The sequence below is a fragment of the Dyadobacter fanqingshengii genome (assembly GCF_023822005.2).
Classification (GTDB): domain Bacteria; phylum Bacteroidota; class Bacteroidia; order Cytophagales; family Spirosomataceae; genus Dyadobacter; species Dyadobacter fanqingshengii.
In genome coordinates this window covers 2,207,521-2,233,836 of the sequence record NZ_CP098806.1, presented here as the reverse complement: position 1 = coordinate 2,233,836, position 26,316 = coordinate 2,207,521, and the positions used below count along the sequence as shown (strand labels likewise).

Here is a 26,316-nt window from a genome sequence, read left to right as displayed (position 1 = left end):
ACCTGTTTATTATGGCATCGAACACCGGTGAAAACGACGTAAGCCTTCGCAAAATAATGATATGACCCGCTTGATCAGCATACTGGTCCTCGCATTACATTTTTACTATTTCTGTTATCAGGCATTCCAAAATTGGCACCTGACATCTTTAATTTCAGACCGGATTTTGGATAAGATTTTTGCCGCCGGGCTATTCTCTTCGTTCATTAAAACCAAGAGATTGTAGCACTCATTTAAAACGCGCCTGAGCTGGATCAACATCATTAATCCTTTTCGAGGAGTATTGGTGAGCGGATCTCCGGGATCTGGAAAGACATTTTTTGTCTTTCGGCATGTGATTGCTCAGCACATTGAAAAGGGTTTTTCGATGTTCGTGTATGACTTCGAATATAGTGATCTGACTTTGCTTGCGTACAATGCCTGGCTAAGGAATAAGGCCAATTATTCAATCGAGCCAGCTTTTTACACAATCAATTTTGATGACCTATCGCGTAGCCATAGATGCAATCCATTGAATCCTGAGAGTATGCTTGACATTACCGATGCAGTGGAGTCTGCACGCACTATTTTGATGGGACTAAACAGGGAATGGATCAAACGGCAAGGCGATTTTTTTGTTGAATCGTCTATCAACTTTATGACAGCGGTTATCTGGTTTTTGTGCCGGTATAGGGATGGTGAGTTCTGTTCGTTGCCGCACGTCATAGAGCTAATGCAATTAGATTATGACCGCTTTTTTACGATTCTACGCGCGGATAGTAAGATTGAAGTGCTGATAAATCCCTTCATTACCGCATACCAAAACGAAGCAATGCAACAGCTCGAAGGCCAGATCGGTTCTACAAAAATTGCGCTCGCTCGTCTTGCTTCGCCCCAGCTGTATTACGTATTATCAGGGAATGATTTTACTGTGGATATCAATCATCCCAATGCGCCAAAAATCGTCTGTATGGGTAATAATCCGCAGAAAATACAGATTTACGGGGCCGTCCTTTCCCTGTATTTTACCCGATTGGTTAAGCTAGTGAACCAACCAAACAAATTAAGAAGCAGCTTGATTTTTGACGAGTTTCCCACTATGTACCTGAAATATGGATACGCTTATAGCAACTGCCAGGTCCAACAAGGTCGCAACAACAATAGGTATTCAAGATCTTTCTACGCCACATCGCGCAGACACCTCGCATAGTAGTTTCAGGGTGAAAAGCTACTGGGTTGAGGAACGAGATAAATCCTTGCTGATTGCCATAATGATCAGACTGACTGAGCAAATCAAGGATTTATGATGGAGGCATTCTACCAGCGAGCTTGTGTCTACAAATTCCTATTGCGTCAGATCGGAGATGAATTTCGGAACTTCCGGCTCGCCTTTGAAAAATGCCCCTTTCTTACCTTTGGTAATTGCCCAGCGGTGGATCCAGGAGATACCTTTCTTTCCGATATATTGATCCTCCGTGAGGTAACAAGGATCTTCCAGCGCTTTTTGAAGCGTGACAAATTGATAGCCATCCTCTTTTAGTCTGGAAAGAAACAAGCCAAGGGCTTTGCTATTGAGCAGGTTGGCGTGTATTAGCAGAATGTGCGGAATCGGCCGGTCGAACAGTGAGTCGGCCTGTGATTCGTAGTAATGGACATAATCCATCATATAGTTGACATATGTCTTTGATATCGAATCGGCGAGAGGCTCGTTTCTGCTGCCAATCGCCTTGTCAAAGGCAGCAGCAAAAAGATATTCGTCATTATCGACCGTTACCGGTGCCTGAATGTATTTGTGTTTGGCGAGTATCATTTCCAGAGAATCTCGTTTCGCAGCCGTATTTCCTCTATGGAGATAAGGGTGTCGGAAATATTTGAGTTCAGCGCCTTCTCTATGGAGAAAACGTCGAAGCAGTGTATCGGCACCGAGCACATCCGCTTCATAGGCGCCTGCCGAAATATCGTTGATGCCTAAATGTCCAAAAGTATGGTTACCGAGTGAATGGCCAGCTTTGAGCCATTTCCTTAGCAAACCGTATTGGGCAGGAATAACTTTTCCGTCTTTGACAAGTTTCTCCCCGATGACATACCCCGTTGCCTGGACTTGGTATTGTTTCAAATGACTTAACAGCTGATCTGTCAATTCCGCTCTCAAGGCATCGGTATTCATGATCCTGCTAACAGTTGGCAAGTCGTCAATGGTGATGGCAATTTGTTTTTGAGCGAAGACTTGTTTTGCCGAAGATTGAAGAATAATTAGTAGCAGGAGTATAGGTAATTTCATGAGCTCAACTTTATTAATTAAAATTATCTTGGATATTTCTCTTGATATGCAAAGAAAAACGGTTTGGATTACCTCTGGTTTTGACTGATCTTCATTCGAATAACAAGGTGTGTTCACCCGATATCGCTGCATTCGTCTTGTCCGTTATTCCGGGCAAAGATCTGTCCTTTGAGAAATGCAACTATTCCTTGATGTGCATCCCAGGCAAAAACCCTAATATACTAACTTTTGTCTTTTGTGTCCAGAATGGCAATGTTGAGAAATAGGTAAATCATATTCAGGTAATCAAAAAATATGACAAACTTCCTTCGGTGTTTTTGCCAGGCTAAAACGTTTGTAAAGAAAGGGTGCTTGTTGCACCCTCTTTCTGACAGATACCTGTAGCCCTAGATTTCCGGATGGAAAATGTAGGTGATTTTGAAGACGACCAAGGGACCTTCAGCCTGGGATTCCATTCTCTATGCTTGATAGTCTGGTACAGTTACTTTCACCTTCCCACCACATTTTCTACCAATCGTCCGTATCTTGTGAATGTCAAAAGCGCATTCATACGGATTGAATTTAAATTCTTGAATATGAAATCCCATCCAACGAATAAAGTTGTGGAATATCTTGTAATCTTGTTTCTGACAACCTATGTTCTACCAGGTTACGCACAGGAAGGCTATCCTGTACCGCCATTTAATAAAAACCGGTTGTTCTATATTCAGCATAGCAAAAACCATAACACTTTCGTCTATGATGCATTTATTCAAGATGGCAACATCCAAGCAGACAAGCCTGTAAATGTCTATAAGATTGCCTACACCGAAAATGGAAAACGGACACCGCTCACCCTTATTCAAAGAAAGTTTGCGTTTGGAATAAAATCCAAGCGTTTGTCAGCTAATGTTTACGAGATGCAACTGGCAGCTTCCAAGAAAGTGACCTTCTACCTCAATTTGGTCAAATCTGGAATGCCCAAGGTTTATGTGACGGTCAACAATAGGAAGATGTTTTTAGATAGGATTTTTCTTAAAATCAAGGAGGGTACATCTGGTATCAAAGTGAAGCTCGATTATGCCCTTTTTTATGGTAAGGATTTCGATACCGGACAAAATATAATTGAAAGAACAGTTCCGAAAGAGTAGTGATATGGGATACTAAGTTCCCTTTTCTTCTCCTGAGCAAATTCTTACTTTCACGATATAAGGATTGTCGTTTCCAATTTAGGTTGATGATTAGTAAATTGACTGAAAGCTCCAGTAACTTACCGCCCCCAAAATTCGGTATTGAACACTTTAATTTATTTATGTTCACCGCTTAGATCACCAAAGTGTAATTTGTCAAGTCATCAATTTATTTGACATGCGTCTCCAAAGGCCTAACATCTATAATCTCGAAGCACTTGGAATTACCGTTGATTTCCCTTTCAACTTTTTCTGTTTTTGAGAGGCCTAAGAATGCAGCGCCCCAAGGATCTAAAAACGAAATCATTTTTTTCTTCGGGTCCACGCATTCCGGATGAACAATGCTGAATTCCCGTACGCTATTACTTGGCCACTCCCTGATTTTAATAGTAGAGTTTAACCGCACACAGTTTTCGGGTAAGAGATCATCTTCCACCACTATCGCTGACCGAAGCTCGCATGACAACAACTGAGAGCTCAGCGACTCATTTTCAGACAAATCTGCCATATACCGTTTTAGGATACGGAAATCGCTCTTTCCAAGTATGATGGGAGTTTTACCGTGCATTTCTTATATGTTAATTAGTGCTTTCAACATAACCTGGACACACCACCAGGTCTTGGTGATTGTCCACGTTTAATGGGGTATACTTAGGGAAAGGTAAAATTATGGCCGGTGTAGAAGGCTGTTTTGGATTTGTGACCAAAACCAATGAACAAAAATGCGCTCCTGACGTGAAACGCCTTCATGTGCCTTGGTTACACGGCTTAGGATAGACAAAAACCGTTTTTTTGCCGACTGGTTGATTTTGACTGGCGTATTGACACAAGTCTGCTGATCGTGTATACCACCTGTACCACCAAGCACAATTGCATTTTCAGCCAGAAAATTGGCATATACATCAAAATCAGCTTGCTGCCTGGTAGCAGGCGTACCCTTTTTGTCATGAACCCCTTTCTTTTGGAAGATATCTTCCATTTCTGCGAGTACCATCGCTACCGAAGCAGCGCCAATTTTTGAATAAGATATATGCATAATTTCGTCTGCTTGTTTATAAAGCTTTTTTGAAAACGTTTGTTGCTGGTTACGTCGGTTGTTTCTGCCTGTGATCTGGCAGTCGACCGGGCAGCAGGCGACTAACTTTCGCTGACTCGGAAATAATACTAGGATTGCCAGGGGTAATTCCCAGAAGCTAAAATTAAACTATAACCTCCGGCCGGCTGGACCGGAATTTAGCTTTAACTAACTGCCAAAATATCGGCAATACGGATAACGCAACGATTCCCAGCACTACTTTTTCAAAATTGTCCCTGACTAGGGGAATACTACCCAGAAAGTAGCCGGCAAAAGCAAGGCTCACAACCCATAGAATTGCCCCGACGATATTGAATTTAAAAAAGACCCTGTAATTCATTGCCGCAACACCACCTACAAATGGTGCCAAAGTCCTGACTATCGGCACAAACCGCGCTATTACAATTGTGGACGCTCCGTATTTTTCATAAAAACCTTGGGTATGAGCAAGATGTTCAGGCTTGATCATTCTCTTTCCAAAAAGGCGGATATGCTGGATCTTAGTTCCAAAACGGCGTCCGATCAGGTAGTTGCAACTATCGCCAAGTATGGCAGCCAGTAAAAGCAATGCAACAATAAGCCAGATGTTAAGCGAATCGGGGTATTTTGCAGCCATCATTCCTGCTGCAAACAGTAATGAATCGCCAGGGAGAAATGGCATAAATACAACCCCCGTTTCAATAAAAATGATCAGAAAAAGCACGGCATAAGTCCATGCGCCATACTGCTCAATGATGTGTCCCAAATGTGTGTCCAGGTGGAAAAAGACATCTAGGATTTGGTTGAAAAATTCCATTGTATGTGTTTTTTTATTTGATGGTTGTCATCAATATGCAAATGGTGATATACATAAGCATGATCGTAAATGCGTAGAACATTGCCGTTAACATTTCCTTATCCGGTCTGATTTTTTCGTTTTCCATGATCATTTCAGTTAGTCTATTAAATTAGAAGCCGGTTCCTTAACACGCACCTGCGAATTCAGGCGGACGCTGTCTTCTGGCAGCTCATCATTTTCGACGACGATGGCACAGTTTAACTCGTAGGATAGCGTCATTTCGTTCGGGTTGCTTGGGATGTTTTTTCCAAACTGTTTTAACATGCGAAAATCGTCTTCGCTAAGTATGACTGTGTTTTTTTATTTTTCATATGGATATATAGGTCTACGCCGTAGCCGCTGCCAGGTTCTTACCCTACAACGGCCTACGGCAACCGGGGCGTGACGGCCCGTGTTATATTAAGGAGCTGGCTGCGAGCTGATGGAAAACTTTTTCATCAAGCTTGTAGCGGTCATTTAATGTAAGACTGCTTCGCGCATTGAAAAGGGCGTGATTAACGGCATTGTACATCAGCCAGTAAGATGAATCCTGGTCAAAAAGCCGCTGCTCTAGTTTGAGCCGCTCATAAGCTTGCTTGGCCAGTTGAACGGGAATCGGCATTGTTTTTAGCAGTTTTTCATCCGCTCTGCCAAAGGATTTTTGTTGAAAATGCTCATATACAGTGGTCGTCAGGGTAGGGCTTTTGTAATCCTGGCCAGCCAGCAATTCATACAGCTGCTCCTGAAAGAGTTCAGGTGTTTGCCTGCTGTGGTGGATTTTTCGGTTGGTTGCATCTTTTTTTGCGATGGCACTGCTGTTGGGTCCCTGTTTTTTTTCTTTTCCCTGCCCACGTTCCTTCAACCACGATCGATATTTTGGGAGTTCGGAAAAGGAGTCCGCCCATCCCATTAGCCCATTCTGGCAAACTGCCCGGTACATGCTCGTGCCCGGAATCCCTGAACCATCAAGCATGGCCGTCAATGTTTTGCCTTGTACGCTAAATGGGGTTTTTCCATTATAACTATTCGTCAAAATCATGCTCCGCTGCAACTGCTCACCGCCAATGGAAAGCTGCTCAGGAAAAATTATATTAATGCTAAATTCACCCGTAGAAGTATATTTTATTTCCAGTTTATAGTCTGAAAAGAGCTTATCGACAACTTCTCTAATTAATACGTTCGGTATGATGGCATAGTCAGCGCTTTGAATGCCAAAAATCGTCTTAGTCCCGCGAAAAGGCTGCCCTACGATAAGTTGCTGCTTATCAGTGGCCATGATTTCATAGTCCGGCAATAAGTCTGCCAGCCACACCGGATGTACAGGGTAGCAGATTTCATCCCATGATGTAGTGAACTGCGGCTGAGCACTGAGATAAGTCATTTTTCTTGTTTTTTATTTTTACAGTTGTAAATTTACAAAAAATAGTATCGGAAAGAAAATATAAATGAAAAAATGTTTTGGCATGGCAAAATCAAATCCGTATATAACAGTCAGTTAACAGCATACTAGTCTCATATTGAAATTCTAAGCAACAAATACTCATGGAATTCGAAGTCATCGTTTCACTTTTGTCGCTGGTCGCTTGGAGGCGGTTTTAGGCATTGATAACGTGAGGGCTTTGGGCTGGAAATTCCGAAGGGCTATATTTACTTCTCTATGGCATTTTCCCTGCTGGTGGATGTATTCCAGATGCGCATGAACAAATCTAAAAGTGCGCCTGTAAAAACCCATGCACATTACCAGCAAGGTGAAGATCGGCTTCTACCCTAGTTTTTTAAAAAATATAAAAGGCACAAGCTTCTGCTAAATTGGCTCGTGCAAATAAACATTACAATACTCTTATGAAAAAAATACTTATCCCTATTGATTTCTCTGAAAATTCACAAAAGGCCCTGCAAGCTGCCAAAACAATTGCAAAAAAAACTGGCGCGGAATTAGCCATTATGCATACCTCCCAGTCTGAAAACACCGGCATTGCAATGCCGATGACCGAAGGTACGCTTGTGATGTTCAACGAATTGGAGAACTCATATAAGCAACAACTCGACGAGTATGTAGCTGGCGCTCAGTCAGAAGGTTATCAGGTAAAGGGTATTTGGGAGTCTAATGCAATTCAAACTGCGATATTGCGGCAGGCAACTAATATTAATGCCGATTTGATAGTTGTCGGCCGGACAGGGCAGGGGACATTCGTAGATAAACTGATCGGCAGTTCGTCAACCGGCGTTGCATTGGAGGCGTCTTGTCCTGTGTTGGTTGTTCCGCCCCAGGCAACGCTGAGTGGGTTTAAGAATATTATTTATGCGACGCAATTTGATCAACAGGAAACAGATATCTTACATCAGATAAAAGTGCTGACAAAGCAGCTTGGTGCCAAACTAAGCCTGGTTAAAATCAATTCATTCCACGAACCTGAGAGCCATGCAAATCAAGCGCGCATACTCAGAACCATTCAGGAGCTGGATATGGCAGACATGGACGTGGTCATTGTTGAGGATGTAAGTTTTATTGAAGGAATAAATAAATTTTGTTATCATCAAGGCGCTGATTTATTGATTGTTTCGAATCGTGAAAGACACTTTTTGCAGCAGTATTTGACGAATCCAAGTATGACTAAAAGGTTGGTTGTAGAAACGCATCTGCCTTTACTCGTATACCATATCAGATAAGTGACTTTCGTTTTCGAGTTGAAAGACTATTCAGCACAATTTATTTTTTAACCTTTTCGTATGAAAAAAATATTTCAGTGGAGTTACATTGCACCTGTTATTGCCTGGATTTTTTACCTTGTGCTGCCTATTGGTTCAGGCTTTCTGGTCAACTCGTTAGCCGTAGTTGCTTTGATTGCAGGTGTATTTTCAGCCGTGCACCATGCTGAGGTAGTCGCACACAAAGTGGGCGAACCTTATGGAACAATTATCCTTGCAGTAGCGGTAACGCTTTTGGAAGCTTCGATTATCGTATCACTCATGTTGACAGGAGGAGCCGGTGCTGATACTTATGCACGGGACACCCTATTTGCTGCCGTTATGCTTATATTAAATGGCATTCTGGGTATTAGTATGTTTTTTGGTGCATTGAAATTTAAGGAACAGAGTTTTGAAACGAAAAGCGTTACAATTGCATTAGTCAGCCTAGTGTCTATTTTAGTACTTACGCTGGTGTTGCCTAATTTTACCACCAGTATTGCCGGACCTTCCTACAGCACGCCTCAGCTAATCGCCATTGGCGTTTGCTGCCTGGTCATTTACGGGTCTTTTATATTTACGCAAACCGTCAGGCACCGTAAGTATTTTCTAACAGAAGTCTCAGGCCAGGAAAAAGATGTTTCTAGAAGCGAAGCCCTGATAAGCCTAGCTTTTTTAATGATATGTTTAGGCGTAGTTATTTTCCTGGCCAAAAACCTTTCTCCTGTAATTGAAAGCGGAATTGTTGCAGCCGGCTTACCCACGGCACTGGTGGGTGTGGCTATTGCAGCTGTTATTTTACTACCAGAAGGCATAGCTGCTATCCGTGCGGCAAGACGTGGCCAATATCAGACAAGCATCAATCTCGCATTAGGCTCAGCCTTAGCAAGTATAGGGCTAAGTATTCCTACTGTGGTCATTGTTTGTACAATAATGGATTTACCACTTATCCTCGGTCTGACCATGAAATCCATGGTCCTGCTAGTTCTTTCAATTTTCACGGTAATGCTATCGCTTAATAAGGGACAAACGAACAGCTTATATGCTATTGTGCTTTTGGTCAATCTGATGATGTATATCTTTACAATCGTATTTCCTTGAATACATATACAATTACTGACAAATCCCAACTTGTAATAGCAATAATGCCAAATCCTGGTTTAATAACACAACTTTAACTGTCGTGATAATCACTCTGTCAATAGAGGCCATGAGAATTATTTTGGTGACGACAGTGCCTGGTTTAGATACCAAACCTAGTCCATTCGAAAATTAATCTAGTGCCTTTTTTGCAAAAATGGAAATGATCATACCTGGAATTGCTAAAACGATTGCAAAATATGTCAAGCTCATGGGAGAATAACTTCCGAGCAATACACCTGCTGCGGAAGTTGCGATCATAATAGATAAATTAAACGCAGAAGATTGAACCGAAGTGGCAACGTCTTTTCCACTTTCTACCTGCCTGCTTACGGCTGCCTGCAGTAAGGTCACTAATGGACCAAAGGAAAGTCCCCATAAAAAGAATGCAACATGAGCTACTAATGTCTTTCTACCAAATAGCAATAGAACAAGCATAGAAAAAATTACGAGTGCAAACATCGCTGTGGTAAGCAGCCTCAAATGTTTGTCGATGTATTTTATGGCCAGCAATACTGAAATCAAAGACCCTGATCCAAAAAGTAGTAAGGCACTTTCTATTCCACCTAGCAATTCAATTTCGTCAACAAGCCTGGTAATATATACATATACACCATAGTGGGCCATTACGCCAAGAAGGGTGAGCAGTAGGACTGTCAATACCGACGGAATTTTGAACAGGGAAAAAGGCGATGAACTTCTGGTAAGTTTCTCGCCGGGTGTAAATGGTAATGCAACAGCACATGTCACAGCAATGGCGATAATAATTATCCCAAGTGCGATAAATGCTGCCCGCCACCCGTATCGGTTGCCAATAAATGTTATAGACGGCATTCCTGCACTAATACCCAAGGTATTTCCAGCCATAATCACGGCAATCGCTTTTCCATGATGCTCATGGTTGACTAGGCGCATCCCGTAGGCCGCTATCATGGGCCACATCACGCCGGCACAAATACCGCCTATGATCCTTAGGATAATGATGATAGTATAATTGGCTAAAATGCCGACCATGATATTGGAAGCAGCAAATCCGGCGAGCAAAATCAATATCAAGATTTTGCGGTTAAATTTCAGGGTTACCGCAACAAGTGGGATGGCAAAGATAGCGGACGCAATTGCGTAGTAGCCTACCAGATTACCTCCTTGTAGCTCACTGATATTTAAATCGGAATTTATTTGCGGCATCACACCGGATGGCATTAACTCAGAAAGAATCCCGACAAATGTTACAGACGACATCAAAATCATGATCAGCCAGGGAAACGCATTTGTACTTCCGGCTATCGTTTGTTGATTGCTCAATGTAGATTCTTTTTTGTAGTTACTTAAAATTATGGTTTTTGCGTCATTCTTTCAATCTGGCATATTCAGATTTTGATAATTATTGATATTGTTGGTGCATTAATGAGGAGAATTTAGCTTTGTAAAGATTATATCCTTACATATTAACTAATTGTTTATGCGAATCTGGTAGCTTATGTATGAGGTGTTTTTCAGCAAATTCAACGAGAAGGTACAACTGAGCGAATCAGAAGAATATGCCATGAAACAATTTCTGACGCCGAAAAAACTGCGGAAGCGTCAATACCTGCTACAGGAAGGAGATATCTGCAAGACTGTAGCATTTATAGAAAAGGGAGCTATGCGCAGTTACATTGTGGATTCTAATGGACAAGAGCACATTTTTTCATTTGCGCTGGAAGGATGGGCGATCGGCGATCTATCCAGTTTCCTGACTGAGCAGATCTCAACGCAGAATATAGATGCCCTCGAAGACTGCGAGCTAGTTTTGATCAGTAAGTCTGCACATGACCAGATGCTGATTTCGGTGCCCAAGTACGCAACATTTTTCAGGATATTAATGACCGAGGCCTACATTGCACTCCAGAAAAGAACGCTGAGCATTATCAGTATGTCTCTGGATGATCGATATAAATCTTTTATTGACCAATACCCTGACATTGTCCAGCGTGTCCCCCAACATATGATTGCCTCTCACATGGGACTTTCCCCCGAAACATTGAGTAGGATCCGCAGCAGGATCGGTAAAAGTCAATAGCTTCCCTTTGCTTTCCCCTGACGGCTTATCTTGACCAAAATCAATGGAATTTCTTGATCAGAGTCATCGTCCCGAGTAGGCCCATTGGGGTAATTTTGTGTATCAAAAGTGAAACAAAATGAACACGAAACAGACCATTGCGATCATAGGTGCCACCGGGAATGTGGGCACCTTCATTTCCAAAAGCCTGTCAAAAGGCAACTATCGTTTACTGCTGCTAGGTAATCATCCAGATAAACTGGAAGCTTTATATGAGGAGATTAGAAACGCGAGTCCTGAGGCTGATATCGAAATTTACGGATGTCCGACAGAGGCATCCTGGGAGGCCGACATCATTATCCTGGCCGTTCCTTATGGATCTCAACAGGAAATTGCGGAGAAAATCCGGGAAGTTGCCAATCAGAAGATGGTCATAAGCATTGCTAACCCGTTAAACGAATCCTATGACAGTTTTGCGACCGTCTCTGGTACGCGTGCCGCAGAAGAACTGCAAAAATTGCTGCCCAATTCGAAAGTTGTCAAAGCCTTCAATATAGTATTTGCGGCTGCCTTTGCCAAGCCTATCCTTGTAGGCATGAAGGCCGTTTCATTCATTGCCTGAATGATCAAGAGACTTTCCAAACTGTGATTGAGCTTATCGAAACTGCCGGTTTCAGCCCTGTTGTAGCAGGCGAGCTTGGCGTAAGCCGAACATTATTAAGGATGTCCTCACTGTTGACCCAACTCAATATGAAATACAATTATAACTGGCTGTCCGGGTGAAAAATCCTACATCACCAGGCAGAAATATCATCAGCAATGATCAAAAGAAAGCAATTCATAAAAACTGCCGTTACAGGCGCAATTGGTATGACAACATTAGCAGCATTCAAACATTTTACAAATGAGCTTCCAGACCAGCAGCGACCGATGCCGGTCCTGTTTATAGGCCACGGCTCACCGATGAACGGCATTGAAGACACTGCGTTTAGCAGAAGGTGGATACAAATGGCCAAAGAAATCCCTACGCCAGCTGCCGTGCTGGTGGTATCGGCGCACTGGTTTACGAACGGCACCAAGATTACAGCAATGGATTTTCCTCAAACAATTCATGATTTTGGAGGATTTCCGCCGGCACTTTTTGCCGTACAATATCCTGCGCCGGGCAATCCAGCACTAGCCAAAGAAGCTGCCGGGCTCATTCGTTCCGCAAAAGTGGAGCTTAATCATGACTGGGGACTTGACCACGGCACCTGGACGGTGGTAAGACATATGTATCCGGAGGCTAAAATTCCAGTGCTTCAACTTAGCATTGATTACACCAAAGGGCCTCAATTCCATTATGACCTGGCAAGGGAATTAATGGCGCTACGAAAAAAGGGAGTGCTGATCATTGGTAGCGGAAATATGGTGCACAATCTGAGAATGGTAGCCTGGGACAAGCTTAGCGTGCAGGGTTATGGATATGACTGGGCGTTGCAAATCAATGAGCAATTCAAAGCTCTGATCCAGGAAAATGACCACAAGCCATTGATCAATTACAGTCAGTTAGGAAGAGAGGCCGCACTGGCCATACCGACTCCGGAGCATTACCTTCCTCTGATGTATACATTGGGCTTAAAGGCGGGAAAGGAACCTGTTTCTTTTTTCAACGACCAGGCCGTTGGCGGTTCACTGACAATGACGTCTGTTAAAATTGGCTAGTCGCAGAAGTGACAAAATTTAATTAAATTCTTGCCGGCATCAGACTCTTCTAAAAATTCTATACATTGACATAACATTCACCTAATCCTTTGCATGGTTATGAATTGTAGCTTCAACCAGTATCCGTGCAACAGGCTCCCCAGTTCACCGCCACGGCTAATCTGCAATTCTTAAGTTTTTTATCTGCAATCATCTGTTCATGATCGAGTTTCCAAAATTCCATTCTTATGAATCAAAGGATACAGCTCTCACTAACTGGTTTGTCATTGACGTTCGTCCTTTTCTTGTCCTGTCAGGACAAAAAGCAGGGCAGTGGGAATGTGGCGGAGCAAATCAAGGACTATCCGGTCCTGACGATTACACAAAGAACGATCACATTAAATAGCGAATTCCCGGCAACCATCGAAGGGCAGCAGGATATTGAGATCCGTCCGAAAATTGATGGATTTATAGAAAAGATTTTCGTTGATGAAGGTGCTACTGTGAAAAAAGGGCAAGCGCTGTTTAAAATCAATGCCCCTCAATATGAACAGGAAGTAAGGACTGCACAGGCCAATATTAAAATCGCAGAAGCAGACGTCAATGCCGCGCAAATGGGTGTCAATAAGGTGAAGCCATTGGTCGAAAAGAACATTATCAGTAAATACGAACTTGAATCAGCGCAGTTTACCATGCAAGCAAAACAAGCGGCGCTGGCACAGGCTTTCGCTGCGCTTTCCAATGCGCGTACCAATTTGGGCTATACTACCATTGCAAGCCCTGCAAATGGCATTGTTGGCTTAATTCCTTATAAAATCGGCAGCCTTGTCAATAGTAATACACCCGAACCATTAACCACAGTTTCAAACATTGGCAACATATACGCCTATTTCTCGATCAATGAAAAACAGGTTTTAGCATTCTCCAAAAACACGAAGGGCAATACAACGAAAGCCCGGATCGCGACAATGCCATCTGTATCCCTGGTTTTAGCGAATGGAGCCGTTTTTGCTGAAAAAGGCCGGATTACAACGACCAGCGGTTCTATCAATACAGAGACAGGCTCCATTAGGGTGCGGGCAACTTTTCCAAATCCCGGAAGTATTATACGCAGTGGGAGCAGTGCTACTGTCCGCATTCCTTCCCGGCTTGATTCGGCCATTGTCATCCCGCAAAAGTCGACCTACGAAATACAAGGGAAAAAGTTTGTGTACCGTGTTTCGGCAGACGGCACCGTTAAGAGTGCGGAAGTTGGCGTGCTGGACAATAATGATGGACAGTTCTTTGTTGCCCAAACCGGCCTTGCCGTAGGGGACAAGATTATCCTGGAAGGGGTAGCGTCGTTACGGGAAGGGGCAAAGGTCATTTCCAGACCAGTAAAAGCGGACAGTATTTACGCCAAAAACTTGTAGGTTATGTTCAATCGATTCATTGATCAGCCAGTACTGTCTACAGTCATTTCCGTTCTTATTGTCATCCTTGGTGTATTGGGGCTAATTTCCCTGCCTATTGCGCAATATCCTGAGATCGCTCCGCCTACTGTCGTTGTCTCCACATCATATCAGGGTGCCAATGCGGATGTGGTGCTTAATAGCGTGATTGTGCCATTGGAAGAACAGATCAACGGCGTGGAGGACATGACTTACATGACATCTTCGGCTGGGAATGATGGCACAGCGCGGATTACAATCAACTTTAAGCTAGGCACAAACCCCGACCTTGCATCTGTAAATGTGCAGAATCGCGTCGCGCGGGCAACTGCGCTCTTGCCGCAGGAAGTCACGCGCTCCGGTGTAACGACGGCCAAAAGCCAAAGCAGTAACCTTGTGATTTTTTCCTTATACAGCGAGAATCCCGCCTATGATCAGACATTTTTGCAAAACTATGCGGAGATAAACCTGGTGCCCTTAATTAAGCGCGTATCAGGGGTTGGAGAGGCGAATGCGTTCGGACGTATGGATTATTCCATGCGGATCTGGTTGAAACCGGATGTGATGGCAACTTATGGGCTTGTCCCTTCGGATGTCAGCACTGCACTGGCAGAGCAAAATATAGAGGCTGCCCCCGGTCAGTTCGGTGAACAGGGCTTGCAATCCTTTCAGTACGTGATCAAGTATTCGGGCAGGCTCAAAGATGCAGGCGAGTTTGAAGAAGTGGTCATCAAGGCCACGCCAAGTGGTCAGGTATTACGGCTCAAAGACATTGCCCGCGTGGAGCTGGGCGCTATGAGCTATGCCAGCAGTACGACAACCAATAGCAACCCCTCGGTAGGTGTATCCATCAGCCAAACAGCGGGCTCCAATGCCAAGGAAGTGATTGAAGGAAGTTTGCAGGTATTGGATAATGCCGCCAAATCGTTCCCTTCCGGTATTAAGTACGTCACGCTGATCAATGCAAACGATTTTCTGGATGCATCCATTGAAAAGGTGATCCATACGCTCATTGAAGCATTCATTCTGGTGTTTTTAGTAGTTTTTATTTTCCTGCAAGATTTTCGGTCTACGCTTATTCCCGCTATTGCTGTTCCGGTGGCTATTCTGGGCACTTTTTTCTTTCTGCTGCTTTTTGGGTTCACGATTAACCTTTTGACATTGTTTGCATTGGTCTTGGCCATTGGGATTGTCGTTGATGATGCCATAGTCGTGGTGGAAGCCGTTCATGCTAAACTGGACGAGGGATACACATCCGCGCTCAAAGCCACAAAAGACGCCATGAGTGAAATTTCGGGAGCCATCATCTCAATCACCCTTGTGATGGCGGCGGTATTTCTGCCGGTAAGTTTTATCGAAGGCTCATCCGGGGTGTTTTACAAACAATTTGGCTTGACGCTCGCCATTGCGATTATGCTCTCTGCTGTCAATGCACTCACGCTCAGTCCTGCATTGTGCGCTATATTTTTAAAACCGCATAAAGAAGATACAAGCCATAAAAAGAACATTTTACAACGTGTTTATGGCTGGTTCAACCGCACATTTGACAAGACAATCCAGCGCTACAAACAAGCCGTTTCATTCCTGATTGCGAAGAAGTGGGTTGCGGGATTGATCATTGCCGTGTTTGCCGGCCTGTTTTATTATCTGATGCAAACCACCCCTTCTGCATTCGTGCCTAATGAAGATACTGGCTCTATCATGGCTGATATTGCCCTGCCACCTTCGGCATCGACGGAAAGAACAGAGGCCATCATGAAGCAAGTCGAGGCAATTGCGCGTTCGATCCCGGAAGTACAGAATATATTAAAAATTACAGGTAGAGGGATGATCAGCGGAGTTGGAAGCAACTATGGGATGGTTGTAATGCGGCTGAAACCCTGGTCTGAGCGTGGAGGGGAAGGACAGGATGTTCAGGCTTTGATTGGAAAATTATTTGCAAAAACAGGCGGGATCAGGGATGCCAAGATCATCTTTTTTGCACCTCCGACCATTTCAGGGTTTGGCTCATCGGGCGGGTTTGAGTTTCAGCTGCAAGACAAAAGTGGAAGTGACATTGCCCTATTCTCTAAAATTGGCAATGATTTTCTGGCAGCATTAAGTAAGCGGCCTGAAATTCAGTACGCGTCCACTGCATTCAATGTGAATTTTCCGCAGTATCAGATCGATGTGAATGTGGCCAAGGCAAAAGTGGCAGGCATCACTGTCAATGACATCATGAGCACGATGCAGGGCTATTACGGCGGCGTGTATGCATCTAATTTCAATCAGTTTGGTAAACAATTCCGGGTCATGTACCAGGCCGAGGCTGCTTCGCGGGCTAATCCCGAAGGGCTCAGCAACATTTATGTCCGCAATGCAAACGGCCAGATGGCGCCTATTACGGGCTTTATCACCATGAAGAGAGTGTATGGGCCTCAGTCAATTTCCAGGTTTAATTTATTTACTTCTATTGGTGTTACCGGTTCGCCCAATCCAGGGTTTAGCTCAGGCGATGCCATTGCGGCCATTCAGCAAGTGGCTGCTGAGGTACTTCCACAAGGATATGGATATGAGTTTTCAGGGATGACCAGGGAAGAGATTTCTGCTGGCGGGCAGACCGTTTTCGTCTTCATGCTGGTCATCGTTTTTGTCTATTTGCTGCTTAGCGCACAGTATGGAAGCTATATATTGCCTTTCGCGGTGCTTCTTTCCCTTCCGATCGGATTGGCAGGCACATTCTTATTCGCCAGCTTATTTGGTATCACCAACAATATTTATCTGCAAATCACACTGGTCATGCTGATAGGGCTTTTGGCAAAGAATGCAATTCTGATTGTCGAATTTGCAGTGGAACGTAGGCGGCATGGGATGTCGCTGGTGGAAGCGGCTGTCGAAGGTGCACAGGCACGGTTGCGTCCGATCCTGATGACCTCTTTTGCTTTTATTCTGGGTTTGGTTCCACTCATGCTTTCAACCGGCGCAGGTGCAATTGGAAACCGCTCCATTGGAACTGGTGCCGTAGGAGGAATGCTGGTAGGAACGCTCATTGGGGTTTTTGTGATACCGGTGCTTTATATCGTATTCCAGTCTTTACAAGAAATGATCAGCGGTCCGCCCAAGCCAATTACAGAACAAGTTCAGGACGATCATTGAAGCGTTTTAATAGCAAGATTATGTATAAAAAACATTTAAAGCGACTAGTTCTGTTTTGTCTGCTGGGTTTGCTGCTTTGCTGTTGTAACATTGTCAGACCCTACCAGAAACCGCTAACAGCACCCGGTAACCTTTACCGAGATGTGGTCACGGCCGACACAAGCGGGCTCGGCCAGCTTCCCTGGAACCGGCTCTTTACCGATACGACTTTGCAAAGCCTGATAAGTCGGGGAATTAAAAACAACCTGAACCTGCAAATCGCTTATACACGTATTGAGCAGTCCAGGGCCTATTATGAACAGAGTAGAGCAGCATTATTTCCAACCGTTATCGGAGATCTTGGCGTGACGCGTTCAAAGCTTTCGGAAGCTCAGGGCTTTGGTATTAGAAACAGTGCGACCCAATATCAGCTGGGATTATCTTCTGGCTGGGAGGCGGACATTTGGGGGAAACTACGAAGCACAAAACGCGCTAACCTAGCACTTCTATTGCAATCGGAAGCAGGTGCGAAAGCTGTACAAACAAACCTGGTGGCCGATATTGCCAATTATTATTATGCACTGCTGGCCTTGGATCAGCAGCTAGCCATTACAAGGCAGACTGTGTCCAATTGGGATACGACGGTGCAGACCATGCGTGAACTGAAAATAGCAGCCGTAGTTACCGAGGCGGCTGTGGTGCAAAGCGAAGCGCAGCGTTATGTAGCAGAAGTGACAATTCCTGACCTGATCCAGAGTACAAGGGAAACAGAAAACGCGCTAAGTATTCTACTTGCCGTTCCAGCCACGTCCGTCAGACGCGGCACGCTTTGGGATCAGGATACGCTTGATGTATTGCAAACGGGTGTTCCCGCGCTGCTGCTGGCAAATCGCCCTGATGTGCAACAGGCAGAACTTAATTTTAGATATTATTTTGAGTTGACTAATGTGGCGAGGACTTACTTTTATCCGGCATTAACAATCTCCGGCTCGGTGGGTTATTCGGCTCTGCAACTGGAAAACTTTCTTAAACCAATCTCCCTTGCGGCAAGCATCGGCGCGGGACTGACCCAGCCGATATTCAACAGACGCGCCAATATAACCCGCCTGGAAGTTGCCAAGGCCCAGCAGAAGGAGGCGCTGCTCAATTTTGAGAATGTGCTGCTTACAGCCGGACAACAAGTGTCGGATGCCATGTCGCTACACAACACTGCCCTTGATAAAATAGCGATCCGCAGCTATCAGTTGGAAGCATTGCAGAAATCGGTTAGCTATTCAGGCGAGCTACTCCAAAACGGTTTTGCCAACTACAACGAGGTCATTACGGCCCGACAAAGTTTGTTGCAAGCGGAGCTTGGAAGCATTAATGACCAATTGCAACGGTTGCAATCAGTGGTTAACTTATACAGGTCGTTGGGAGGAGGTTGGGCTAGTCCCTGATATTGTTTGGTAAATGGCTTTATAATCTTAAAATTGAAACAATGATAAATAAACTATTATCCTATGCGGCCGGGTTACAAGCGACCGGCATTAATGCTGCCCGATGGGGTATTGTGATTGTAATGTTATGGATTGGCGGTTTGAAAGCTTTTCAATATGAAGCTGCCGGCATCGTGCCGTTTGTAGCCAATAGTCCATTTATGAACTTCTTTTATAAATACGATGCGCCAGAATATAAGCAGCATATGAATAAGGAAGGTGAATTAAAGCCCGAAAATGTCGCATGGCATCAAGCCAACCATACTTATATTTTTTCTTATGGGTTGGGCACAGTAATCATTCTGATTGGCTTTTTGGTAGCGCTGTACCCGGTATTTCCCGCAGTCTCAGCATTTGGAAGTTTTCTTGTTATCATGATGTCAATTGTCACATTGTCATTTCTGATTACCACACCTGAAACCTGGGTGCCATCACTTGGTGACGCCGAGTATGGGTTCCCTTATCTGAGTGCAGCAGGGCGACTTGTGATTAAAGATATTATCATGCTTGGTGCAGGGATTGCTACGATGGCCCAGGCCGCCAGAAAGTATTTAACCGCACAGCAAACGAGCGGGTAGTAAGGCAGCTTTATCATGTAATGTTGTTCTTCAATACAAATCAACTAAACTAGATAATGTAATGAACAAGTCGCTCAACCTAGTAGTTATGACAGCATTTATTGTCTCTGCCTGCAACACTTCTGAACAGTCGGATCAAGGAAAGGATACCACGCTCATCAGCCTTTCACCTAAGACGATGAAACAGATAGCAGCGGTAGATGAACGTTATCAGTCTTATAATGTGGAAACAGTGGAGGTCGCAGGCGGGCAGTTCTGGAAACCTTATCACTTGATGGACAGCTTGCCGGACCTGGCTGCAAATTCAACTTACGACGTCTCACAAACCAATGATCAGCTGTACCGGCAATTGAAACCCCTTGATCTGACAGACAAAAGGTTGCTAATCCTGGCTAAAGGGTTAGCCCCTGCGTATGTACGAATGAGTGGTACGTGGACAAATGGTATTTATTTCCAGGACAACGACCAGCCGAAGTTGACGAAGGCGCCTGCCGGTTTCGTCAATGTGATGTCAAGAAAAGAATTTGGAGGGTTGCTGGATTTTGTTAAAGCTACCGATTCAAAACTGGTTACTTCGTTTGCAGTATCCAATGGTGTAAGGGATGCGCAAGGCGTATGGACGCCAAAACAAGCCCAGAAACTAGCGGATTTTGCCAAGAGTGTAGGTGGCAAAATTGCAGCAGCCGAACTGTTTAATGAACCAACAATGCCGACGGCTGGCGGTGAAATCAGTAAGGCGTATAACGCGGAAAACTTCGCCAAGGACATGGCTGCTTTTAATGCCTGGGCCGAAAAGGCAGTTCCTGATATGCTGGTGCTAGGGCCAGGTTCAGTAGGTGAAGGGTCGCCCAACGTTTCTCTTCAGGGGATGGGAATGAATATTTTGCCAACCGAGGATATGTTAGCTGCTAAACCCAATCCTAAATTCGATGTTTTCTCCTATCATTATTACGGAGCGGCTTCCATGCGCATGATTCGCAGTGGGCCTTTTTCGGTAAAAGCTGAAAATGCGCTGGACGCAGGTTGGTTGCTGAAAACAGATACGGTCGCACATTATTATGCGGGTTTAAGGGATAAGTATAACCCTGGCATTCCTTTGTGGATCACAGAAACGGCGCAGGCTGCGGGTGGAGGCGACCCATTCTCAGCGACTTTCCTTGACACTTTCCGCTACCTGTACCAAATGGGATCCTTGGCCAAGAAAGGGGTAAAGGTTATCATGCATAATACCCTTATTGCCAGCGAGTACAGTCTGATCGACCAGGATACACATTTGCCTAAACCAAATTACTGGGCAGCGTATCTGTGGGCCAAACTTATGGGCACCCAGGTTTACGAAACAGGGCAGGGGACAAAGGGCGTTTATGTTTTTGCTCACAACATGAAAGGGAGCAAGGCAGGTGTAACGCTGCTGGTAATCAATACAAATAAGAAAGAAGCTCCAATCCATATCGATATAGACTCCGAGCACTATTTGCTGACTTCCTCTCAATTGGAAGGACAAACCATACAGCTTAACGGGACAGATCTGAAACTCGAAGACAATGGTGAGTTGCCAGTTTTAAAGGGCAAGCCAGTAAAGAGCGGTGAGCTGACGGTTCCGCCAACCAGCATTAGCTTTTTTGCGATCCCGGATGCTGGTATAACGGGTCCAAAATAAGGATTTGAATAGCCCTGGATTTATTGTGGCAAATGATTTGAACCTGTCGCAGGTAAATAATCATTCATATACTAATGAACCATCCAAGCGTTACCCAGAATTGCTGGGTTATGCTATTTTTTCTTAGCTCATTTACCCGATAGTCCACCCCAAGCTCTATTTTATTATTAGCGGTAGCAGTATATCCTAGGGTAGGTAAAATGCCGATCTCAAAGTCGGATTCATCACGTGACCAAATACCAAGAAAGTCATTGTTGACCTTTGCATAAAATTCCTTTGGATCGATGTATTGACCGTTAAGCGGTTTCTGTATCCCGATCCTATAGCTTATCCGGAAGTTACTAAGTCCATGGTTGGTAAAAGTTTCGTCGGCTAAGACTCGGTGTGCTATACTAAACCATTCAAACTTCCTCACATTATTAAATTGTTGAATGATCCGGTGATAATACGTATTATCTTCTAACCTTATCATATAACCACCTCCAATGATATTATTAATAGACAATTTAGTAGTAAGCAGCAAAGTCAAATCAGTGCGCTCATATTGAAATCTATGGTTGGGAGACTTATCCATTTCTTTCTGCGATAGGATTTGACGAGACTCAAATTTTGTATTAAGCTTTAAAGCTTTGCCAACCTTAAAGTTTACGTTAAATTGAGTAGTTGTGCCGGCCCGATATGTTTGCTGGCATAATGCTGTAAAGGATAATAAATAAAAGAGGAAAAATCTGCACATCAGTAAATAAGATTATCATCATTTGCTAATGCTATTTCCTTAGTACTTTCAATCTTTCCAGTACTATCAACGAGCACTTCAAAATACGCTTCCTCGTTTCCTGTCTGCCCTCGGACGACTATCTCATATTTAACTATCATTCCTTCAAGCGGCATTTTGGCGAGAACGGCCCGTTCCAGGTTATTCTCGCTTCCATTCCATTGCAATTGTGTTTTGATAATTTTCTGACGCTTAAATGTAGCATTGAGGTTATCTTTTATTACAGAACGGATATTTTTTTCCAAATCACGAATGTTAATGAGAATTTCGATATCCTGTATTTGTCCGGATTCATCAAACTCGATACTGTAATGTTTTCCCGAATGCTTCAGTTTCGCTTCGATAGTCTTAGTGGTATCGCTTTCCTCCATATACCAATGAACCCTGGAGTTGTTAAATAGGCGGGACACAAATAAAGTGGCGCTGTCCGGAACGGAATCAGCTTTGACAGTGTATTCCCGTTCATATTTTTTTTGTCCCAGACAGGGCGTGCAGTGAAGTGCTACGAGCAGAAATAAGAAAAGATACAAGAAATGTTTGTTTGCAATCACGTTTTTAAATTTTGCTATCCATAAATTCAGTGAGGTCAGGCTTGATTTAACTGGTATTAAGGAATAGAAAATGTATAATTCGCCTTTATTCTAAAAGCTATACCGGTCCATGTGGAAAATGAGCCATAAAAGCTACAGCCATCCGTACGGAGGCTAAAAAACTGCAATTTCCTTCTAATTCTTTGTGGCATGCGTGGTAACCCATTGCTCAAAGGCTACCATAAAATCAGTCAGAAAGCTCTTTGTAGAATCATTAATGAGACTTCCGTTTTCATCAAATAACCCTGTTGCTTCAGCTATATATGCTTCGGGCTGTGCCATGGTGGGTACATTAACAAAAACAAGTGACTGGCGTAGGTGATGGTTAGCACCGAAACCACTAATATTTCCAATCGAAACGCTTACCACTGCTCCTGGTTTTCCATTCCAGGAATTTTGCCCATATGGACGCGAGCCCACGTCAATAGCATTTTTTAAAACAGCAGGTACCGAACGGTTATATTCTGGCGTAAGAAATAAAAGGCCATCGGCAGACCTGATTTGCCGCCGAAATTCTTCCCATTCGTTTGGCGGTGTTGCTTCCAGGTCCTCATTAAACATTGGAAGATCTGAAATATCTAATATTTCAAGACTCAGAGATTCCGGCGCAAGGGCAATCAGTGCGTTCGCAGTTTTTAAATTGTAGGACTCTTTGCGAAGGCTTCCTACGATAACTGCAATGTTATAATTTTTCATTATTTCATTTGTTAAAGTATGACATATAATTTATGTAAAACGCAGACGATGAAGCAGGCAGTGAAACGCACATTTTTATTGAATCGCAGCGAGCAGCTGGAGAGTTAAATCTTGTTGCACACCGAGTGATTGAATAGCTATATAAACATTGATAGGAATTAGCAGATATTTTCATCAATTTATAGAAATTTCCATATTTTTTGCTCTAAGTCAGATTATATTTTAGAATGAACTGCATAAGGGTATCATTGGGGAATTGTCGGAGGCATAGTGTAAAAAATAGTATTAGTAGTCTTTTTCCAACCGCCTATAATACTGGGTACTTTTATAGCTAACACAACCTGTAAATGATAACAGATACCGCAAATAGAGGAGAGGCATCAGTAGCCATACAACGCGAAAGTACATAGTAGTGATAGTTCGTGGACTGCGGTTGATTTTTCTTTGGGTGTATAAGGGATCAGTGCTAACGCATATTAAATTGTTTACCATCATGCAGACTTTTTTCCAGCTTAGTGCAGCAGACGTCATAAGTTCTCTAAAGACTTCCGCTTCGGGTTTAAAAAGTGATACAGTTGTAAACCTTCGAAATGAATTTGGGGAGAATGTATTGCAGGAGGCCAAACGAAAAAGTAAACTGTCCATCCTTATTGGTCAGTTTAAGGATGTTATGATTTTGATACTGATTGTCGCTGCCGCCATTTCATTTATGGTTGGCGAGCATACAGATGCATACGTTATTCTGGCCATCATTCTCGGTAATGCCTGGATGGGTTACTCGCAGGAATATAATGCAGAGCAATCAGTAAAGATGTTACAGAAAATGTCGGCACAGTTTGCGATCGTGATCCGCGACAATAACCCTTTAAAAATTGAAGCAAGTCAATTAGTCCCTGGTGATTTAATTCTACTGGAAGCCGGTGATATTGTCCCTGCCGATGCAAGGCTTATCCAGGTGAGTTCTCTTAAAACGGACGAAGCATCGCTTACCGGCGAAAGCCATTCAATAGAAAAAATAACCGAGCCAATAAAAGAAGGGGACATTGTGCCTGGTGACCAGCTCAATATGGTTTTCAAAGGAACGGTTGTGAGTAATGGTTCTGCCCAAGCGGTCGTCACTGCCATTGGTATGAATACCGAAATCGGTAAAATTGCAGGTATGATGGAGGCAAGTTCTCAAAAAACGCCCCTCCAGAAAAGGCTAGCTGTTTTTAGTAAGCAACTGGCGGTTATTGTTCTAGTGATTTGCCTAACCGTTTTTGGTCTTGGCTTGCTCCGTGGCGAGCCACCATTTGCCATGTTTCTTACCGCATTGTCGCTGGCTGTTGCTGCGTTGCCAGAGGCATTGCCAGCCGTTATAACAATTGCGCTTGCCCAGGGGGCCCGCCGAATGGTGAGCCAAAATGCATTGATGAGAAAATTGCCGGCGGTTGAAACGTTAGGGTCAGTCACCTATATATGCAGCGATAAAACCGGGACGCTTACCCAAAACATCATGACGGTAGAAAGTATCCTTGCTGTAGAGGGCAAGGAAGAACTTTTGGGCTATGCCATGATGCTCAATAATGATGTGCGATTTTCCGCAGACAAAGAACTGTTGGGCGATTCCACAGAAACAGCATTGGTAAAGTATGCCATAGATAAGGGCAAAACAAAAGAAGAAGCAGATCAAAAATTCCCGCTGTTGGAGAAGCTGCCATTCGATTCAGAGCGCATGCGGATGGGCACCTTACATAAATATGGGGACAAATGGATTTTGTTTGTAAAAGGTGCCCCAATAAAAATGCTAGAATCGGTATCTGAAAAACACAAAAATCAGACTGACGGATGGCTCGCGCAAAACCGTAAGTGGGCGGCAGATGGCCTTCGGGTTCTATTTTTTGCTTACAAAATTTTTGAAAAAGATCCTGGCAGGATAACCTCAGATGAAGAGAATGAACTTGAATTTTTGGGGATGGCAGCCATGATTGATCCGCCCCGCGAAGAAGTCATAGAAGCCATTAAAGAATGTAAATCCGCGGGTATAAAAACTGTAATGATAACCGGCGACCAGCCACTTACTGCCACAGCCATCGCCCAACGCCTGGGGATGATTGAAGAAGGATCCCAAGAGGTCAGGGCAGGCTCTGATTTAGAGAAGCTGACGGAAGAAGAATTTAAGAGTGTGACGAAACACGTTGCTGTATATGCCCGTGTGTCGCCAGAGCAGAAATTAAATATTGTAAAAGCTTTACAGAACAACGGTGAGTTTGTTGCCATGACTGGCGATGGCGTAAATGATGCACCATCCTTAAAGCAGTCAGATATCGGGATTGCAATGGGGATAACTGGCACTGATGTATCGAAGGAAGCATCTGATATGATTCTGTTGGATGATAATTTTGCCACCATTGTGAAAGCCGTTCGGGAAGGTAGGCGTATTTACGAAAATATTAAAAAGTTTATTGTTTATGTGCTTTCGTGTAACCTGGGTGAGATCCTCGTAATCTTCTTTGCCCCAATTATTGGGTTTGCTATTCCACTGCTCCCCATACACATTCTCTGGATAAATCTGGTGACGGATGGCTTGCCTGGGATTGCGCTGGTGGCAGAACCAGCCGAAAAGGACATTATGAACCGTCCGCCCCGTCCACCTAAGGAAAATTTATTTGCAGGTGGTTTAGTTCTTCGTATCGTACTCATAGGAATCATCATGACATTTGCTGCACTCTTCATTCAGTGGTGGTGCATAAATGAAAATTACGATGTAAAAACACAACAGACCGCAGTATTTACAACTTTGTGTTTTGTGCAACTAGGTAATGCACTTTCTGTGCGCTCTACATATCATTCTATATTTTCCAGAGACATATTTGCTAACCGGGGGATGTGGGGAGCAATAATCCTTACCATAATGCTTCAAATGCTGATTGTGTATGTGCCGTTTTTGGATACCGTTTTTAAAACAACACCATTAAGCTGGCATATTATGCTAATAGTGATAATTACAACTGTTGTTTGTATTATCTTAATTGAGTTGGTTAAGCTTATGAATAAGAAATAAGATCCCTACGATACCATATTGCCTGACGTCCACACCAGAGTAGGAGAGCGTTTCAAAAGCATTTAGCGACGGCATAATA

The 26,316-nt window shown here is 43.7% G+C and carries 25 protein-coding genes; 15 read left to right on the top strand and 10 right to left on the bottom strand.

Translation table 11 applies throughout. From position 1 onward, the window contains the following. Nucleotides 1–61: 61 nt before the first annotated feature. Both NFI81_RS09145 and NFI81_RS09140 read left to right on the top strand, forming a co-directional pair. Nucleotides 62–226 carry a YWFCY domain-containing protein gene (locus NFI81_RS09145; protein ID WP_234612771.1) on the top strand — a complete coding sequence of 55 codons (165 nt, stop codon included), beginning with the start codon at nt 62–64 and terminating at the stop codon, nt 224–226. A gap of 57 nt (nt 227–283) precedes the next feature. Further along, the gene (locus NFI81_RS09140; RefSeq protein WP_234612772.1) at nt 284–1,189 is read left to right on the top strand and encodes a hypothetical protein; all 906 of its coding nucleotides are present in this window, start codon (nt 284–286) and stop codon (nt 1,187–1,189) included. Nucleotides 1,190–1,324: 135 nt separating this feature from the next. On the opposite strand, the gene NFI81_RS09135 is transcribed toward NFI81_RS09140, so the two are convergent. Continuing rightward, entirely contained in the window at nt 1,325–2,260 is a 936-nt protein-coding gene (locus NFI81_RS09135; RefSeq protein WP_234612774.1) for a polysaccharide deacetylase family protein, read from the bottom strand. A 575-nt stretch (nt 2,261–2,835) separates the two neighbouring features. Here NFI81_RS09135 and NFI81_RS09130 point away from each other — a divergent pair. Continuing rightward, nucleotides 2,836–3,390 carry a DUF4833 domain-containing protein gene (locus NFI81_RS09130; RefSeq protein ID WP_234612775.1) on the top strand — a complete coding sequence of 185 codons (555 nt, stop codon included), beginning with the start codon at nt 2,836–2,838 and terminating at the stop codon, nt 3,388–3,390. Between the two features lie 208 nt (nt 3,391–3,598). Here the strand turns inward: NFI81_RS09130 and NFI81_RS26505 are convergent, their stop codons facing one another. The 5 genes from NFI81_RS26505 to NFI81_RS09110 form a co-directional block, all read right to left on the bottom strand. Then, nucleotides 3,599–3,937 carry a GreA/GreB family elongation factor gene (locus NFI81_RS26505; RefSeq protein WP_374759680.1) on the bottom strand — a complete coding sequence of 113 codons (339 nt, stop codon included), beginning with the start codon at nt 3,935–3,937 and terminating at the stop codon, nt 3,599–3,601. A gap of 159 nt (nt 3,938–4,096) precedes the next feature. Next, nucleotides 4,097–4,465: a hypothetical protein gene (locus tag NFI81_RS09125; RefSeq protein ID WP_234612776.1), complete on the bottom strand. Its 369-nt coding sequence runs from the start codon at nt 4,463–4,465 to the stop codon at nt 4,097–4,099. Nucleotides 4,466–4,628: 163 nt separating this feature from the next. After that, on the bottom strand, nt 4,629–5,300 hold the full coding sequence (locus NFI81_RS09120; RefSeq protein WP_234612777.1) for a VTT domain-containing protein: 672 nt from the start codon (nt 5,298–5,300) through the stop codon (nt 4,629–4,631). Nucleotides 5,301–5,438: 138 nt separating this feature from the next. Next, nucleotides 5,439–5,606 carry a GreA/GreB family elongation factor gene (locus tag NFI81_RS09115; RefSeq protein WP_234612778.1) on the bottom strand — a complete coding sequence of 56 codons (168 nt, stop codon included), beginning with the start codon at nt 5,604–5,606 and terminating at the stop codon, nt 5,439–5,441. 130 nt (nt 5,607–5,736) lie between these two features. Then, nucleotides 5,737–6,702: a hypothetical protein gene (locus NFI81_RS09110; protein ID WP_234612779.1), complete on the bottom strand. Its 966-nt coding sequence runs from the start codon at nt 6,700–6,702 to the stop codon at nt 5,737–5,739. 461 nt (nt 6,703–7,163) lie between these two features. Between NFI81_RS09110 and NFI81_RS09105 the strand changes: the two genes are divergently transcribed. Beyond that, nucleotides 7,164–7,991, top strand: coding sequence for a universal stress protein (locus tag NFI81_RS09105; protein ID WP_234612780.1), 828 nt, complete (start codon nt 7,164–7,166; stop codon nt 7,989–7,991). Between the two features lie 60 nt (nt 7,992–8,051). Further along, nucleotides 8,052–9,110, top strand: a complete 1,059-nt coding sequence (locus NFI81_RS09100) for a calcium:cation antiporter (RefSeq protein ID WP_234612781.1) — start codon at nt 8,052–8,054, stop codon at nt 9,108–9,110. A 171-nt stretch (nt 9,111–9,281) separates the two neighbouring features. On the opposite strand, the gene NFI81_RS09095 is transcribed toward NFI81_RS09100, so the two are convergent. Then, nucleotides 9,282–10,454 carry an MFS transporter gene (locus tag NFI81_RS09095; protein WP_234612782.1) on the bottom strand — a complete coding sequence of 391 codons (1,173 nt, stop codon included), beginning with the start codon at nt 10,452–10,454 and terminating at the stop codon, nt 9,282–9,284. Between the two features lie 241 nt (nt 10,455–10,695). Between NFI81_RS09095 and NFI81_RS09090 the strand changes: the two genes are divergently transcribed. The 9 genes from NFI81_RS09090 (at nt 10,696) to NFI81_RS09050 (ending at nt 21,133) form a co-directional block, all read left to right on the top strand. Beyond that, a complete protein-coding gene (locus NFI81_RS09090; protein WP_310589656.1) occupies nt 10,696–11,211 on the top strand; it encodes a Crp/Fnr family transcriptional regulator in 516 nt (171 codons plus the stop codon). Nucleotides 11,212–11,329: 118 nt separating this feature from the next. Beyond that, entirely contained in the window at nt 11,330–11,812 is a 483-nt protein-coding gene (locus tag NFI81_RS09085; RefSeq protein ID WP_234612784.1) for an NADPH-dependent F420 reductase, read from the top strand. A gap of 23 nt (nt 11,813–11,835) precedes the next feature. After that, nucleotides 11,836–11,973, top strand: a complete 138-nt coding sequence (locus tag NFI81_RS09080) for a hypothetical protein (RefSeq protein WP_234612785.1) — start codon at nt 11,836–11,838, stop codon at nt 11,971–11,973. Nucleotides 11,974–12,060: 87 nt separating this feature from the next. Continuing rightward, nucleotides 12,061–12,894 (top strand): 4,5-DOPA-extradiol-dioxygenase, encoded by an 834-nt coding sequence (gene ygiD, locus NFI81_RS09075; RefSeq protein ID WP_234614874.1) that lies wholly within the window; start codon nt 12,061–12,063, stop codon nt 12,892–12,894. A gap of 227 nt (nt 12,895–13,121) precedes the next feature. Then, the gene (locus NFI81_RS09070) at nt 13,122–14,285 is read left to right on the top strand and encodes an efflux RND transporter periplasmic adaptor subunit (protein WP_234612786.1); all 1,164 of its coding nucleotides are present in this window, start codon (nt 13,122–13,124) and stop codon (nt 14,283–14,285) included. Nucleotides 14,286–14,288: 3 nt separating this feature from the next. Beyond that, nucleotides 14,289–17,438 carry an efflux RND transporter permease subunit gene (locus NFI81_RS09065; RefSeq protein WP_234612787.1) on the top strand — a complete coding sequence of 1,050 codons (3,150 nt, stop codon included), beginning with the start codon at nt 14,289–14,291 and terminating at the stop codon, nt 17,436–17,438. 20 nt (nt 17,439–17,458) lie between these two features. Then, nucleotides 17,459–18,856, top strand: a complete 1,398-nt coding sequence (locus NFI81_RS09060) for an efflux transporter outer membrane subunit (protein WP_234612788.1) — start codon at nt 17,459–17,461, stop codon at nt 18,854–18,856. 41 nt (nt 18,857–18,897) lie between these two features. Beyond that, nucleotides 18,898–19,473, top strand: a complete 576-nt coding sequence (locus NFI81_RS09055; protein ID WP_233796310.1) for a DUF417 family protein — start codon at nt 18,898–18,900, stop codon at nt 19,471–19,473. A gap of 88 nt (nt 19,474–19,561) precedes the next feature. Continuing rightward, nucleotides 19,562–21,133 carry a hypothetical protein gene (locus NFI81_RS09050; RefSeq protein WP_234612789.1) on the top strand — a complete coding sequence of 524 codons (1,572 nt, stop codon included), beginning with the start codon at nt 19,562–19,564 and terminating at the stop codon, nt 21,131–21,133. Nucleotides 21,134–21,197: 64 nt separating this feature from the next. On the opposite strand, the gene NFI81_RS09045 is transcribed toward NFI81_RS09050, so the two are convergent. The 3 genes from NFI81_RS09045 to NFI81_RS09035 form a co-directional block, all read right to left on the bottom strand. Then, a complete protein-coding gene (locus tag NFI81_RS09045; RefSeq protein WP_234612790.1) occupies nt 21,198–21,869 on the bottom strand; it encodes a DUF2490 domain-containing protein in 672 nt (223 codons plus the stop codon). Further along, nucleotides 21,869–22,459, bottom strand: a complete 591-nt coding sequence (locus tag NFI81_RS09040) for a hypothetical protein (RefSeq protein ID WP_234612791.1) — start codon at nt 22,457–22,459, stop codon at nt 21,869–21,871. Before NFI81_RS09040 ends, NFI81_RS09045 begins: the two co-directional genes overlap by 1 nt. Nucleotides 22,460–22,633: 174 nt before the next feature. Beyond that, nucleotides 22,634–23,194, bottom strand: coding sequence for an NADPH-dependent FMN reductase (locus tag NFI81_RS09035; RefSeq protein ID WP_255703563.1), 561 nt, complete (start codon nt 23,192–23,194; stop codon nt 22,634–22,636). Between the two features lie 493 nt (nt 23,195–23,687). Between NFI81_RS09035 and NFI81_RS09030 the strand changes: the two genes are divergently transcribed. Then, the gene (locus tag NFI81_RS09030) at nt 23,688–26,237 is read left to right on the top strand and encodes a cation-translocating P-type ATPase (protein WP_234612793.1); all 2,550 of its coding nucleotides are present in this window, start codon (nt 23,688–23,690) and stop codon (nt 26,235–26,237) included. Nucleotides 26,238–26,316 lie beyond the last annotated feature (79 nt).

Coding starts and splice junctions, on each gene's coding strand:
- NFI81_RS09110 (WP_234612779.1), bottom strand. CDS start 6,702: ATGACTTATCTCAGTGCTCAGCCGCAGTTCACTACATCATGGGATGAA.
- NFI81_RS09070 (WP_234612786.1), top strand. CDS start 13,122: ATGAATCAAAGGATACAGCTCTCACTAACTGGTTTGTCATTGACGTTC.
- NFI81_RS09065 (WP_234612787.1), top strand. CDS start 14,289: ATGTTCAATCGATTCATTGATCAGCCAGTACTGTCTACAGTCATTTCC.
- NFI81_RS09030 (WP_234612793.1), top strand. CDS start 23,688: ATGCAGACTTTTTTCCAGCTTAGTGCAGCAGACGTCATAAGTTCTCTA.
- NFI81_RS09105 (WP_234612780.1), top strand. CDS start 7,164: ATGAAAAAAATACTTATCCCTATTGATTTCTCTGAAAATTCACAAAAG.
- NFI81_RS09125 (WP_234612776.1), bottom strand. CDS start 4,465: ATGCATATATCTTATTCAAAAATTGGCGCTGCTTCGGTAGCGATGGTA.
- NFI81_RS26505 (WP_374759680.1), bottom strand. CDS start 3,937: ATGGCAGATTTGTCTGAAAATGAGTCGCTGAGCTCTCAGTTGTTGTCA.
- NFI81_RS09120 (WP_234612777.1), bottom strand. CDS start 5,300: ATGGAATTTTTCAACCAAATCCTAGATGTCTTTTTCCACCTGGACACA.
- ygiD (WP_234614874.1), top strand. CDS start 12,061: ATGACAACATTAGCAGCATTCAAACATTTTACAAATGAGCTTCCAGAC.
- NFI81_RS09050 (WP_234612789.1), top strand. CDS start 19,562: ATGACAGCATTTATTGTCTCTGCCTGCAACACTTCTGAACAGTCGGAT.
- NFI81_RS09045 (WP_234612790.1), bottom strand. CDS start 21,869: ATGTGCAGATTTTTCCTCTTTTATTTATTATCCTTTACAGCATTATGC.
- NFI81_RS09060 (WP_234612788.1), top strand. CDS start 17,459: ATGTATAAAAAACATTTAAAGCGACTAGTTCTGTTTTGTCTGCTGGGT.
- NFI81_RS09115 (WP_234612778.1), bottom strand. CDS start 5,606: ATGTTAAAACAGTTTGGAAAAAACATCCCAAGCAACCCGAACGAAATG.
- NFI81_RS09135 (WP_234612774.1), bottom strand. CDS start 2,260: ATGAAATTACCTATACTCCTGCTACTAATTATTCTTCAATCTTCGGCA.
- NFI81_RS09130 (WP_234612775.1), top strand. CDS start 2,836: ATGAAATCCCATCCAACGAATAAAGTTGTGGAATATCTTGTAATCTTG.
- NFI81_RS09145 (WP_234612771.1), top strand. CDS start 62: ATGACCCGCTTGATCAGCATACTGGTCCTCGCATTACATTTTTACTAT.
- NFI81_RS09055 (WP_233796310.1), top strand. CDS start 18,898: ATGATAAATAAACTATTATCCTATGCGGCCGGGTTACAAGCGACCGGC.
- NFI81_RS09100 (WP_234612781.1), top strand. CDS start 8,052: ATGAAAAAAATATTTCAGTGGAGTTACATTGCACCTGTTATTGCCTGG.
- NFI81_RS09035 (WP_255703563.1), bottom strand. CDS start 23,194: ATGAAAAATTATAACATTGCAGTTATCGTAGGAAGCCTTCGCAAAGAG.
- NFI81_RS09090 (WP_310589656.1), top strand. CDS start 10,696: ATGAAACAATTTCTGACGCCGAAAAAACTGCGGAAGCGTCAATACCTG.
- NFI81_RS09085 (WP_234612784.1), top strand. CDS start 11,330: ATGAACACGAAACAGACCATTGCGATCATAGGTGCCACCGGGAATGTG.